Annotated in this window: 12 protein-coding genes; 6 read left to right on the forward strand and 6 right to left on the reverse strand. The window is 69.6% G+C overall.

The window, feature by feature from the left end; genetic code table 11:
* Nucleotides 1–58 precede the first annotated feature (58 nt).
* The 6 genes from rsmG to rpmH all read right to left on the reverse strand — a co-directional run bounded on the left by rsmG (nucleotide 59) and on the right by rpmH (nucleotide 3,599).
* Nucleotides 59–775, reverse strand: coding sequence for a 16S rRNA (guanine(527)-N(7))-methyltransferase RsmG (rsmG, locus tag ACWDVG_RS10150; RefSeq protein ID WP_451698024.1), 717 nt, complete (start codon nucleotides 773–775; stop codon nucleotides 59–61).
* Between the two features lie 117 nt (nucleotides 776–892).
* Entirely contained in the window at nucleotides 893–1,405 is a 513-nt protein-coding gene (locus tag ACWDVG_RS10155) for a Jag family protein (protein WP_451698026.1), read from the reverse strand.
* A gap of 26 nt (nucleotides 1,406–1,431) precedes the next feature.
* On the reverse strand, nucleotides 1,432–2,742 hold the full coding sequence (gene yidC / locus ACWDVG_RS10160) for a membrane protein insertase YidC (RefSeq protein ID WP_451698028.1): 1,311 nt from the start codon (nucleotides 2,740–2,742) through the stop codon (nucleotides 1,432–1,434).
* Between the two features lie 3 nt (nucleotides 2,743–2,745).
* On the reverse strand, nucleotides 2,746–3,072 hold the full coding sequence (gene yidD, locus ACWDVG_RS10165; protein WP_451698030.1) for a membrane protein insertion efficiency factor YidD: 327 nt from the start codon (nucleotides 3,070–3,072) through the stop codon (nucleotides 2,746–2,748).
* Nucleotides 3,069–3,440, reverse strand: a complete 372-nt coding sequence (gene rnpA, locus ACWDVG_RS10170) for a ribonuclease P protein component (RefSeq protein ID WP_451698032.1) — start codon at nucleotides 3,438–3,440, stop codon at nucleotides 3,069–3,071. The genes yidD and rnpA overlap by 4 nt, the downstream gene beginning before the upstream one ends.
* A gap of 21 nt (nucleotides 3,441–3,461) precedes the next feature.
* Nucleotides 3,462–3,599, reverse strand: coding sequence for a 50S ribosomal protein L34 (gene rpmH / locus ACWDVG_RS10175; RefSeq protein ID WP_015659252.1), 138 nt, complete (start codon nucleotides 3,597–3,599; stop codon nucleotides 3,462–3,464).
* 375 nt (nucleotides 3,600–3,974) lie between these two features.
* Between rpmH and dnaA the strand changes: the two genes are divergently transcribed.
* From dnaA to gyrB, 6 genes are all read left to right on the forward strand, one after another.
* Nucleotides 3,975–5,771 carry a chromosomal replication initiator protein DnaA gene (gene dnaA, locus ACWDVG_RS10180; protein WP_451698034.1) on the forward strand — a complete coding sequence of 599 codons (1,797 nt, stop codon included), beginning with the start codon at nucleotides 3,975–3,977 and terminating at the stop codon, nucleotides 5,769–5,771.
* Between the two features lie 797 nt (nucleotides 5,772–6,568).
* Nucleotides 6,569–7,699 carry a DNA polymerase III subunit beta gene (gene dnaN / locus ACWDVG_RS10185; protein ID WP_399826544.1) on the forward strand — a complete coding sequence of 377 codons (1,131 nt, stop codon included), beginning with the start codon at nucleotides 6,569–6,571 and terminating at the stop codon, nucleotides 7,697–7,699.
* A gap of 100 nt (nucleotides 7,700–7,799) precedes the next feature.
* Nucleotides 7,800–8,678, forward strand: a complete 879-nt coding sequence (gene gnd / locus ACWDVG_RS10190) for a phosphogluconate dehydrogenase (NAD(+)-dependent, decarboxylating) (protein WP_451698037.1) — start codon at nucleotides 7,800–7,802, stop codon at nucleotides 8,676–8,678.
* 59 nt (nucleotides 8,679–8,737) lie between these two features.
* Complete coding sequence (gene recF / locus ACWDVG_RS10195; RefSeq protein WP_451698039.1) at nucleotides 8,738–9,859, forward strand: DNA replication/repair protein RecF; 1,122 nt, start codon at nucleotides 8,738–8,740, stop codon at nucleotides 9,857–9,859.
* Nucleotides 9,860–9,882: 23 nt separating this feature from the next.
* Nucleotides 9,883–10,446: a DUF721 domain-containing protein gene (locus ACWDVG_RS10200; RefSeq protein ID WP_451698041.1), complete on the forward strand. Its 564-nt coding sequence runs from the start codon at nucleotides 9,883–9,885 to the stop codon at nucleotides 10,444–10,446.
* A gap of 425 nt (nucleotides 10,447–10,871) precedes the next feature.
* Nucleotides 10,872–12,902, forward strand: a complete 2,031-nt coding sequence (gene gyrB, locus ACWDVG_RS10205) for a DNA topoisomerase (ATP-hydrolyzing) subunit B (protein ID WP_451698209.1) — start codon at nucleotides 10,872–10,874, stop codon at nucleotides 12,900–12,902.
* The last annotated feature ends 32 nt before the right edge of the window (nucleotides 12,903–12,934 follow it).

A 12,934-nucleotide genomic window follows, 5' to 3' on the forward strand; every position in this document is an offset into this window, starting at 1 on the left:
ATGCCCCCGCCGCCCGGCCGGGACCGCTCGACACTCCGAAATAGGACGTAGCGGACGCTCAGCGGCGCCGACGGGTCTTGCTGGTACGCGCCGCCTTGGCCCGCTTGGCCGCGAACCGCACTCCGCCCGGGCTCTCCCCGACCTCGACCCGCACGACGGTCGACAACGGATCGACGATCCCCTCGCCGACCTGGAGCACCGAGGTCTCCACCACGCCGAGCTTCGAGAGCGCGGCCCGCGCCCCGTCGAGCTCCTCCTCCGCGGTGTCGCCCTTCAGCAGCAGCATCTCGCCGTACGGGCGGAGCAGCGGAACGCCCCAGCCCGCCAGCCGGTCCAGAGGGGCCACCGCGCGGGCGGTCACCACGTGGACGGGCGGGAACTTGCCCAGCATCTCCTCCGCGCGGCCCCGGACCACGGTGACGTGGTCGAGGCCGAGCAGCTCCACGACCTCCTGGAGGAAGTTGATCCGCCGCAGCAGCGGCTCCAGCAGTGTGATCTTGAGATCCGGCCGGACCAGGGCGAGCGGGATGCCGGGCAGACCGGCGCCCGAGCCCACGTCGCACACGGTCACGCCCTCCGGCACGACCTCGGAGAGGACAGCGCAGTTCAGCACATGGCGCTCCCAGAGACGCGGGACCTCGCGCGGGCCGATGAGACCGCGCTTCACACCCGCGTCCGCGAGGAGCTCCGCGTACCGAACGGCCTCCGGGAAGTACTCACCGAAGACTGTCCGCGCCTGCTCCGGAGCCTCGGGGAGCTCCGCTGCCTCCGTCACGGGAACCGTCCTTCCGTACCGCACATGTGGGTGCGAGCGCACTGTGGTGGCTGAACTATCAGGCTGACAAAGATCGGCCCCGCCTGCGAACAGACGGGGCCGACACTACGAGAGGGGTCAGGCCGGGAGCACGATGACGAAGCGCTGCGGCTCCTCGCCCTCGGACTCGCTGCGCAGACCGGCTGCGGCGACCGCGTCGTGCACGACCTTGCGCTCGAACGGGGTCATCGGGTCCAGCTTCACCGGCTCGCCCGAGGCCTTCACCTCGGCCGCGGCCTTGGCGCCCAGCTCGGCGAGCTCGGAACGCTTCTGGGCGCGGAAGCCGGCGATGTCGAGCATCAGTCGGCTGCGGTCCCCGGTCTCCCGGTGGACGGCGAGCCGGGTCAGCTCCTGAAGGGCCTCCAGCACCTCGCCGTCGCGGCCCACGAGCTTCTGCAGGTCGCGGCTGCCGGAGTCGCTGATGATCGAGACCGCGGCCCGGTCCGCCTCGACGTCCATGTCGATGTCACCGTCGAGGTCGGCGATGTCGAGCAGGCCCTCGAGGTAGTCGGCCGCGATCTCACCCTCCTGCTCCAGGCGGGTCAGGGTGTCGCCACCCTCGGCGGCGGCGGAGGTGGTGCCTTCCGTCACGGATGGACTCCTTAGTGCTTCGAGGCTTACTTCTTGGAGGACGGGTGCTTGGGCCGCTGCTGGCCCTTGCGCTGGCGGGAGCCGCCGGAGTTGGCGCGGCTCGGACGCGCGGGCTTGTCACCCTGGGCCGCGTCCTTGGCCTTCCCCTGCGCACCGGCCTTGTCGTCCTTGGCCTGGGTCGCCGGCTTCTTCTCCAGCGAGGTGGTCGGCGCGTCGGTGGTCGCCTCGACGACCTCCTCGACGCCCTTCACCTGCTGGGCCCCACCGGCCTGGCGCTTGGCCTTGGTCTGGCGCTTGGGCTGCTGCCGCTTGGCGGTGACACCGCTCTCGGCCTCGGCGGCGAGGGTGTCGCTCTTGATCACGGTGCCGTCGGCCTGGGGCGCGAAGCCGGCCTTGGCGAGACCGCCGAAGAAGCGGCGCTCGTTCTCGTTGCGGTCGCTGCCCTTGGCGACGATCACCTTGACGACGGCCTTGCGGCGACGGCCGCGGACCTCACCGTGGTGCGTGACGCTCTTCAGCAGTCGCTGGAGGTACGCGTCCTGCGCCTTGCTGCCCGGGGTCGGGTTCTGGTTGATCACGTACATCTGCTGGCCCATGGTCCACACGTTGGTGGTCAGCCAGTAGACGAGGACGCCGACGGGGAAGTTGATGCCCATGACGGCGAAGATCACCGGGAAGATGTACATGAGCATCTTCTGCTGCTGCATGTACGGCGTCTTCACCGAGAGGTCGACGTTCTTCATCATCAGCTGGCGCTGGGTGAAGAACTGCGAGGCCGACATCAGGACGATCATCACCGCGGTGACGATGCGGACATCGGTCAGGGAGGCGTTGAGGGCCTCGACCTTCTCCGGGCTGTCCATGAACTTCGCCGCGATCGGGGCACCGAAGATGTGCGCCTGCCGGGCGCTGTCGACCAGCGCCTGGTTCATCGCGCCGATCTCCTTGCCCGACGCGATATTCGACAGCACGTGGTAGAGGGCGAAGAAGAACGGCGACTGGGCGAGGATGGGAAGGCACGAGGAGAGCGGGTTGGTGCCCGTCTCCTTGTACAGCTTCATCATCTCTTCGGACTGACGCTGCTTGTCGCTCTTGTAGCGCTCCTGGATCGCCTTCATCTTCGGCTGGAGCGCCTGCATGTTCCGCGTCGACTTGATCTGCTTCACGAAGAGCGGGATCAGGCAGATACGGATCAGCACCACGAGGGACACGATCGACAGGCCCCAGGCCCAGCCCGTGTCAGGGCCGAAGATCGCCCCGTACAGCTTGTGGAACTGGACGATGACCCAGGAAACGGGCCAGGTGATGAAGCTGAACAGACTGGCAATCGTGTCCACTAATCAGGCTCCTTGAGCATTGGGCGAGGTCTCTGCGGCCGGGCTCGTCTCGGCGGAGATCCCGCCCTCGTCGCCGCGCAGCGCGTTCCTCAGCATCTCGTGCCAGCGCGGACGCTTGCGCGGGGGGACATGGTCCACGCCGCCGGGCGACCACGGATTGCACCGCAGGATGCGCCAGGCGGTCAGGAAGGTGCCCTTGATCGCGCCATGCCGGTCGATGGCCGTGAATCCGTAGTGGGAACACGACGGGTAGTACCGGCAGACCTCGCCCAGCATCGGGCTGATCGTCCACTGGTACAGCTTGATCAGGGCCAGCAGCGGGTACTTCATCGCGTGCCCCCTCCCAGCAGCCGCTGGAGAGCGGCGTCCAGGTCTCGGGCCAGCTGGGCGTGGTCGGCGTCACCGGCTCCGGGCAACGCCCGTACGACCACCAGGCTACCGGGGGGCAGCTCGGTGAGCCGGTCGCGGACGAGATGGCGGAGGCGACGCTTCACCTGGTTGCGTACCACCGCACCGCCCACGGCCTTGCTCACGACGAAACCCGCACGCGTCGGGGGAGCGCTCTCCCCAGGCGCGTGCGGGTCCGTTGCACCGCTGCGTAGGTGGACGACGAGGAGCGGGCGACCGGCCCGGCGTCCTCGTCGTACCGCGGTTGCGAAGTCCTCGCGCCGCCTCAGCCGATTCTCGGTAGGCAGCACGTCATGACCTGTTTAAGTGGATCAGGCGGACAGGCTCGCGCGACCCTTGGCGCGGCGGTTCGCCAGGATGGCGCGGCCGGCACGGGTACGCATGCGCAGGCGGAAGCCGTGGGTCTTCGCGCGACGACGGTTGTTCGGCTGGAAGGTGCGCTTGCTCACTCGGGGGCTCCAGAAATGATTCGGGTGGTGGCGGGACATCGCCTGGCTGTCACCGTGCGCCCACGAGTAGCTCGCAATACGCCCGAGTGCACCGCTTCAGCGACCACGGAACGTGATCTTTGCCCATCGGAGGCAGGCGGCAGCAGCCATCGACAACTCGACCTGGTTACGGTACGCGCGGCTACGCCATCCGGTCAAACCGACCTGTTGCCGGGGTCCATTGTGCACAGGCTGTGGACAACAACTTGAACGACGTCAGGCGGCCCGACTACCGTGGCTGGACTCCACAATCTTTTCCGTTCTGTCCTTTCCTGTCCCCGCGGACGCCTCCGTCCCCCGGACGCCGATTCACCGTTCCGAGAGAAAGCGTGCCCTGTGGCTGACGTACCTGCCGATCTTGCCGCAGTGTGGCCACGCGTCCTCGAGCATCTCCTGGGCGAGGGCCAGCAGGGGATCGAACCCAAGGACAAGCAGTGGATCGAGCGCTGCCAGCCGCTCGCATTGGTCGCCGACACCGCTCTCCTCGCCGTCCCCAACGAGTGGGGGAAGCGCGTCCTGGAGGGCCGGCTCGCACCGCTGATCAGCGAGACCCTCAGCCGCGAGTGCGGCCGCCCGATCCGGATCGCGATCACCGTGGACGACTCGGTCGGCGACTCCGGCCCGCCCGCGCCGCAGACGCCGCAGTCCCCGCCGCCCCGCTACGACGACCAGCCGCAGCCCGAGCCGTACGAGAAGTACGAGGGCTACGGCCGGCACCGCGGGATGCCCGACGACGGGCTGCCCACCGCCCGCCCCGCCTACCCGGACTACCAGCAGCCGCAGCGGCCGGACCCGGGCGCCTGGCCGCGCACCCAGGAGGACCTCTCCTGGCAGCAGCCGCGCCTCGGCGGCTACCAGGAGCGCGCGCCGTACACCGGCCCGACCGGCCCGGAGCCGACCCGGCCGCGGTACGACGAGCCAGGCCGCGGCTACGACCGGCCGCAGCGGCCCGAGCGCGACGGGCTGCCCGACCCGCAGGGTTCCGGCCCCCGCCCCGGTCCGCGTCCGGGCGGCGGTCCCGTCCCCGGCCCCGGACCCGGCGGCGCGCACGGCGGTCCCGGCTCCGGTGCGGGCCAGGGCTCCGGCGCGCCCGGCGAGCAGCACGCGCGGCTGAACCCCCGGTACCTCTTCGACACCTTCGTCATCGGTTCCTCGAACCGCTTCGCGCACGCCGCCGCGGTCGCGGTGGCCGAGGCGCCGGCGAAGGCGTACAACCCCCTCTTCATCTACGGGGAGTCGGGGCTCGGCAAGACCCACCTGCTGCACGCCATCGGGCACTACGCGCGGAGCCTCTACCCGGGGACCCGCGTGCGGTACGTGAGCTCCGAGGAGTTCACCAACGAGTTCATCAACTCGATCCGCGACGGCAAGGGCGACGCCTTCCGCAAGCGCTACCGCGACGTGGACATCCTGCTCGTCGACGACATCCAGTTCCTCGCGAGCAAGGAGTCGACGCAGGAGGAGTTCTTCCACACCTTCAACACGCTCCACAACGCGAACAAGCAGATCGTGCTCTCCTCCGACCGGCCGCCCCGGCAGCTGGTCACCCTGGAGGACCGGCTCCGCAACCGCTTCGAGTGGGGGCTGACCACCGACGTCCAGCCTCCGGAGCTGGAGACGCGCATCGCGATCCTCCGCAAGAAGGCGGTGCAGGAGCAGCTCAACGCCCCGCCGGAGGTGCTGGAGTTCATCGCCTCCCGGATCTCGCGGAACATCCGCGAGCTGGAGGGCGCGCTGATCCGGGTGACGGCGTTCGCGAGCCTCAACCGGCAGCCGGTGGACCTCGGGCTGACCGAGGTCGTGCTCAAGGACCTGATCCCCGGCGGCGAGGACACGGCACCGGAGATCACCGCTCCCGCGATCATGGCGGCGACGGCCGACTACTTCGGCCTGACCGTGGAGGACCTCTGCGGCTCCTCCCGCAGCCGCGTCCTGGTGACGGCCCGGCAGATCGCCATGTACCTCTGCCGCGAGCTGACGGACCTGTCACTGCCGAAGATCGGCGCGCAGTTCGGCGGCCGCGACCACACGACGGTGATGCACGCGGACCGCAAGATCCGCGCCCTGATGGCGGAGCGGCGCTCCATCTACAACCAGGTCACCGAGCTCACGAACCGCATCAAGAACGGCTGAGGACTCCCCGAAGGGCGCTCCGGACACCCCGTCCGGAGCGCCCTTCGGCGTTCCCGCGGAGCCACGCACCGGAGAGCCGTGTTCGATTACTCCGTTCCGGTGGCGGGTTCTCCACAGATTGGGGGATGATCTCCCGTCCACAGGGTGGGGACTGCCAAGTTATCCGGAACGTGTCCACAGGTCAGGGTGTTGACAGATCATCACGCCAGGTCAGAGGGGTGTGGATTTGTTGGAAAACGATCTCCACAGCCTGTGGATGAATCTTCCGTCCACAGGGGGCCGGGACGGTTGTCCACCGGCCGCCCACAGGGAGAGGCAGGTTGCCCACAGCTTCTCCACACCGCTGTCCACTGTTCGGCAACAAAACGCCCCCTCTCACCGCCCCGAGTGAAAGGCGTCACACCAAGGGAGACGTTTGGGCTGTGGGGAACCCGGGGAAAGCTGGGGACAGCACTGGGGAGAACTCCCCGTGGCCTGTGTATCGGGTGTGCAGAACTTTTGGGTGTCCACAGAGACCCCCGGTTGTCCACTGGTTCCACCCACAGGCGCGGTGGATAAAAAACCGGGCCTGACCTGCGCATACGACGTTATCCACGGTTTCCACAGGCCCTACTACTACTCCCACCTAGAGTTAGCCCGGAATCCGCTTCGAAGTGGGACCTGTGCACAACTCGACGCCGGAGCTCCGACTCGCCCTCGACGCGACTTGACCGGAGAGCAGCACCGACTGTCGGCGGCGTACGTCAGACTGGTTCCCGCAGTCGACGAAGAGCCAGCAACAGCAGGAGGCGGTTCCGGTGAAGATCCGGGTGGAGCGCGATGTACTCGCGGAGGCGGTGGCCTGGGTGGCCCGCAGCCTTCCGGCCCGTCCGCCGGCGCCCGTACTCGCGGGCCTTCTCCTGAAGGCCGAGGACGGCGCCCTGAGCTTCTCGAGCTTCGACTACGAGGTCTCCGCCCGGGTGTCGGTCGAGGCCGAGGTCGAGGAGGACGGCACGGTCCTGGTTTCCGGCCGCCTGCTCGCCGACATCTGCCGCGCCCTCCCCAACCGCCCCGTGGAGATCTCCACGGACGGCGTACGGGCGACCGTGGTCTGCGGCTCCTCCCGCTTCACCCTCCACACCCTGCCCGTGGAGGAGTACCCGGCGCTGCCGGAGATGCCCACCGCGACCGGCACGGTCCCCGGTGAGGTCTTCGCCTCCGCCGCCGCCCAGGTGGCCATCGCCGCCGGCCGGGACGACACGCTGCCCGTCCTCACCGGCGTGCGCATCGAGATCGAGGGCGACACGGTCACCCTCGCCTCCACCGACCGCTACCGCTTCGCGGTCCGCGAGTTCCTGTGGAAGCCGGAGTCCCCGGACGCCTCCGCGGTCGCCCTGGTGCCCGCGAAGACCCTCCTGGACACCGCCAAGGCACTCACCAGCGGCGACACCGTCACCCTGGCGCTCTCCGGCTCCGGCAAGGGCGAGGGCCTGATCGGCTTCGAGGGCGCGGGCCGCCGCACCACCACCCGCCTGCTCGAGGGCGACCTGCCCAAGTACCGGACGCTCTTCCCCACCGAGTTCAACTCGGTCGCGGTGATCGAGACCGCGCCGTTCGTCGAGGCCGTCAAGCGCGTCGCCCTGGTCGCCGAGCGGAACACGCCGGTCCGGCTGAGCTTCGAGCAGGGCGTGCTGATCCTGGAGGCCGGTTCCAGCGACGACGCACAGGCTGTGGAGCGCGTCGACGCCCAGCTGGACGGCGACGACATCTCGATCGCCTTCAACCCGACCTTCCTCCTGGACGGCCTGAGCGCGATCGACTCCCCGGTCGCCCAGCTCTCCTTCACGACCTCCACCAAGCCGGCGCTGCTCAGCGGCAGGCCCGCCGTGGACGCCGAGGCGGACGAGGCGTACAAGTACCTGATCATGCCCGTGCGACTGAGCGGCTGAGGGTCGTCGACTGAGCGGCTGACCCCACAGGTGTGCGGCCGGGTCCGGGCGTAGGCTCGGACCCGGGTACGAACCGCACACGACGCTTAAGGAATCTCTGATGGAGCTCGGTCTCGTCGGTCTTGGCAAGATGGGCGGCAACATGCGCGAGCGCATCCGCCGCGCAGGCCACACCGTCATCGGATACGACCGCAACCCGGACCTCGCCGACGTCCACAGCCTCGAAGAGCTTGTGGGCAAGCTCAAGGGTCCGCGCGTCGTGTGGGTGATGGTCCCGGCCGGTGCCGCGACCCAGTCCACGATCGACGAGCTGGCGGAGCTGCTCTCGCCCGGCGACATCGTCGTCGACGGCGGGAACTCGCGCTGGACGGACGACGAGAAGCACGCGGAGGAGCTGGCCGCCAAGGGCATCGGCTTCGTCGACTGCGGCGTCTCCGGCGGCGTCTGGGGCCTGGAGAACGGCTACGCGCTGATGTACGGCGGCGACGCCGAGCACGTGGCCCGCGTCCAGCCGGTCTTCGACGCCCTCAAGCCCGAGGGCGAGTTCGGCTCGGTCCACGCGGGCAAGGTCGGCGCAGGCCACTTCGCGAAGATGGTCCACAACGGCATCGAGTACGCCATGATGCAGGCCTACGCCGAGGGCTGGGAGCTCCTGGAGAAGGTCGACTCCGTCACCGACGTGCGCGAGGTCTTCCGCTCCTGGCAGGAGGGCACGGTCATCCGTTCCTGGCTGCTCGACCTCGCGGTGAACGCGCTGGACGAGGACGAGCACCTGGAGCAGCTCCGCGGCTTCGCCCAGGACTCCGGCGAGGGCCGGTGGACGGTCGAGGCCGCCATCGACAACGCCGTCCCGCTGCCGGCGATCACCGCGTCGCTGTTCGCGCGGTTCGCCTCCCGCCAGGACGACTCCCCGCAGATGAAGATGATCGCCGCGCTGCGCAACCAGTTCGGCGGCCACGCGGTCGAGACGAAGAAGTAATCCACAGGCTGTGCACCCCGCGGTGCACGGCCGCCGGGGGAAGAAGGTCGGCGCCCACCATGCACGTCACGCATCTCTCGCTGGCCGACTTCCGCTCGTACGCCCGGGTCGAGGTCCCGCTCGACCCGGGCGTCACCGCGTTCGTGGGCGCGAACGGCCAGGGCAAGACCAACCTGGTCGAGGCCGTCGGCTACCTCGCCACCCTCGGCAGCCACCGCGTCGCCTCGGACGCGCCGCTCGTCCGCATGGGCGCCGAGCGGGCCGTCATCCGGGCCGCGGTCACCCAGGGCGAGCGTTCCCAGCTGGTCGAGCTGGAACTCAACCCGGGCCGCGCCAACCGCGCCCGCATCAACAGGTCCTCGCAGGTCAGGCCGCGTGACGTGCTCGGCATCGTACGCACCGTGCTCTTCGCGCCCGAGGACCTCGCCCTGGTGAAGGGCGACCCCGGCGAGCGCCGGCGCTTCCTCGACGAGCTGATCACGGCGCGCGCGCCCCGCATGGCGGGCGTGCGCTCCGACTACGAGCGCGTCCTCAAGCAGCGCAACACCCTCCTGAAGTCGGCCGCGATGGCCAGGCGCCACGGTGGCCGCGGCATGGACCTGTCCACGCTCGACGTGTGGGACCAGCACCTCGCGCGGGCCGGGGCCGAGCTCCTCGCCCAGCGCCTCGACCTCGTCCACACCCTCCAGCCGCTCGCCGACAAGGCGTACGAGCAGCTCGCACCCGGTGGCGGACCGATTCTGCTGGAGTACCGGCCCTCCGCGCCGGGCCCCGGGCACAGCCGTGAGGAGCTGTACGAACAGCTGATCGCCGCGCTCGCGGAGGTCCGCAAGCAGGAGATCGAGCGCGGCGTCACCCTCGTCGGACCGCACCGCGACGAGCTGCTGCTCAAGCTCGGCGACCTGCCCGCCAAGGGGTACGCGAGCCACGGCGAGTCCTGGTCGTACGCGCTGGCGCTCCGCCTCGCCTCGTACGACCTGCTGCGCTCCGAGGGCAACGAGCCGGTCCTCGTCCTGGACGACGTCTTCGCCGAGCTGGACGCGCGACGGCGCGAGCGGCTCGCGGAGCTGGTGGCGGACGGGGAGCAGGTCCTGGTGACGGCGGCCGTCGACGACGACGTGCCCGGCGTGCTGGCCGGGACGCGGTACGCCGTCGCCGACGGATCGGTGGAGCGCACGTGAGCGGGGTGAGCGAGATGAGCGGCATGAGCGGCACGAGTGGCGAAACTTCCCCACAGCCTGTGGACAAGGCCGCGGCCCCGGAAGCCTCGGGCGTGGACCTCGCCCGGGTCGCGCTGCGCGCCGCCAAGGAGCAGGCGAAGGCCCGGGGCGCCGCCGTCCAGCAGAAGAAGCAGGCCAGGCGCGGGGGCGGACTGCGCTCCGGCGCGCGCGCCGACGGGCGGGACCCGATGGCGCTCGGCGCCGCGATCAACCGGCTGATCACCGAGCGCGGCTGGGAGACGCCCGCGGCGGTGGGCGGCGTCATGGGGCGGTGGCCGCAGATCGTGGGCGAGGACCTGGCGAAGCACTGCGTGCCGGTCACGTTCGACGAGGAGCCGGACGCGCGGGTCCTGACCGTGCAGTGCGACTCGACGGCCTGGGCGACGCAGCTGCGGCTCCTGGCACCGCGGCTGGTGGCGCGGCTCAACGAGGACCTGGGGCACGGGACCGTGCGGATGATCAAGGTCCTGGGGCCGGGCGGGCCGCGGCGGGGGTACGGGCCGCTGCGGGCGCCGGGGTCGGTGGGGCCCGGCGACACGTACGGGTAGGACGGGGCGGTTCCCCGTCGGGGCGGTCCCGGTCCCGGGTCGCCTCAGGTCCTCGTGGTGCGGGGCCGGGCGTCGGGCGCCGTCGCGCGTGGGGTTGTGCCCACCCGTTCCGCCCCGGCGGAACGCATGCCCACAACGGTGGGGACCGAGATCCGCTCCCATGCCCACAGCAGTGGCGACCGAGATCGCCCCCCATGCCCACGCCGGGTCACCGCCCGAAGCGCTAGGTGGCCGTCAGGGGCCCCTGGAGCCCCTATCCGGATATGGGGAGTCGTCTCGCTCCCGCCCAGGGCGGCACATGAGCATTCAGGTACCGGCAAACCCCCATGAGTGTCAGAGCTACCGGTAGACTGGAAGACAATCCCGCCACCCTGCGGAACATGTCGAACGACGCAGCCGGCTCCCGTATGCCCGGAGAACGGCCTGTGCTGTGCCAGAAAGGGCGCTTCGTGGCCGATTCCGGCAACCCCAACGAGAACAAGCAGTACACCGCCAGCAACATCCAGGTCCTCGAAGGCCTGGATGCGGTGCGCAAGCGCCCTGGCATGTACATCGGCTCGACCGGTGAGCGCGGCCTGCACCACATGGTGCAGGAGGTCGTCGACAACTCGGTCGACGAGGCCCTGGCCGGGCACGCGGACACCATCGACGTCACGATCCTCGCCGACGGCGGCGTGCGCGTCGTGGACAACGGCCGCGGCATCCCCGTCGGCATCGTCGAGTCCGAGGGCAAGCCGGCCGTCGAGGTCGTGCTGACCGTGCTGCACGCGGGCGGCAAGTTCGGCGGCGGCGGCTACGCGGTCTCCGGCGGTCTGCACGGCGTCGGCGTCTCCGTCGTCAACGCGCTCTCCACCAAGGTGTCCGTGGAGATCAAGACCGACGGGTACCGCTGGACCCAGGACTACAAGATGGGCGCCCCGACCGCGCCCCTCGCCAAGCACGAGGCGACCGACGAGACCGGCACCACGGTCACGTTCTGGTCCGACCCGGACATCTTCGAGACGACCGAGTACTCCTTCGAGACGCTCTCGCGCCGCTTCCAGGAGATGGCCTTCCTCAACAAGGGCCTGACGATCACGCTCACCGACGAGCGCGACTCCGCCAAGGCCACCGTCGGCGCCGACGACCCCGACGCGGAGGCGGCCGCCGAGCCCGCCGCCCGCACGGTGAAGTACCACTACGAGGGTGGCATCGTCGACTTCGTGAAGTACCTCAACTCGCGCAAGGGCGACCTGATCCACCCGACCGTCATCGACATCGAGGCCGAGGACAAGGAGCGCCTCCTCTCGGTCGAGATCGCGATGCAGTGGAACTCGTCGTACAGCGAGGGCGTGTACTCGTTCGCGAACACGATCCACACCCACGAGGGCGGTACGCACGAGGAGGGCTTCCGCGCCGCGCTGACGACCCTCGTCAACAAGTACGCGCGCGAGAAGAAGCTGCTCCGCGAGAAGGACGAGAACCTCACCGGCGACGACATCCGCGAGGGTCTGACCTCGATCATCTCGGTCAAGATCGGCGAGCCGCAGTTCGAGGGTCAGACGAAGACCAAGCTCGGCAACACCGAGGCGAAGACCTTCGTCCAGAAGGTGGTCCACGAGCACCTCACGGACTGGTTCGACCGCAACCCGAACGAGGCCGCGGACATCATCCGCAAGGGCATCACCGCCGCCACCGCGCGCGTGGCCGCCCGCAAGGCCCGTGACCTCACCCGCCGCAAGGGCCTCCTGGAGTCCGCCTCCCTGCCGGGCAAGCTCTCCGACTGCCAGTCGAACGACCCGACGAAGTGCGAGATCTTCATCGTCGAGGGTGACTCCGCCGGCGGCTCGGCGAAGTCCGGCCGCAACCCGATGTACCAGGCCATCCTGCCGATCCGCGGCAAGATCCTGAACGTCGAGAAGGCCCGCATCGACAAGATCCTGCAGAACACCGAGGTCCAGGCGCTGATCTCGGCCTTCGGCACCGGAGTCCACGAGGACTTCGACATCGAGAAGCTCCGCTATCACAAGATCATCCTGATGGCGGACGCCGACGTCGACGGCCAGCACATCAACACCCTGCTGCTGACCTTCCTCTTCCGCTTCATGCGCCCGCTGGTCGAGGCCGGCCACGTCTACCTCTCCCGCCCGCCGCTCTACAAGATCAAGTGGGGCCGGGACGACTTCGAGTACGCCTACTCGGACCGGGAGCGCGACGCGCTCGTCGAGCTCGGCAAGCAGAACGGCAAGCGCATCAGGGAAGACTCGATCCAGCGCTTCAAGGGTCTCGGCGAGATGAACGCCGAGGAGCTGCGCGTCACCACCATGGACGTCGAGCACCGCGTCCTCGGCCAGGTCACCCTGGACGACGCCGCCCAGGCCGACGACCTGTTCTCGGTCCTGATGGGCGAGGACGTCGAGGCACGCCGCTCGTTCATCCAGCGCAACGCCAAGGACGTTCGCTTCCTCGACATCTGAGTCGGTCCCCGCTGACCGTACGAAAGGACTGA

Source organism: Streptomyces sp. NPDC003327 (assembly GCF_053589515.1).

Excerpts from the sequence above, each read along its gene's own strand:
- gnd (WP_451698037.1), top strand. The coding sequence starts at position 7,800 with ATGGAGCTCGGTCTCGTCGGTCTTGGCAAGATGGGCGGCAACATGCGC.
- ACWDVG_RS10200 (WP_451698041.1), top strand. The coding sequence starts at position 9,883 with ATGAGCGGCACGAGTGGCGAAACTTCCCCACAGCCTGTGGACAAGGCC.
- yidD (WP_451698030.1), bottom strand. The coding sequence starts at position 3,072 with ATGAAGTACCCGCTGCTGGCCCTGATCAAGCTGTACCAGTGGACGATC.
- recF (WP_451698039.1), top strand. The coding sequence starts at position 8,738 with ATGCACGTCACGCATCTCTCGCTGGCCGACTTCCGCTCGTACGCCCGG.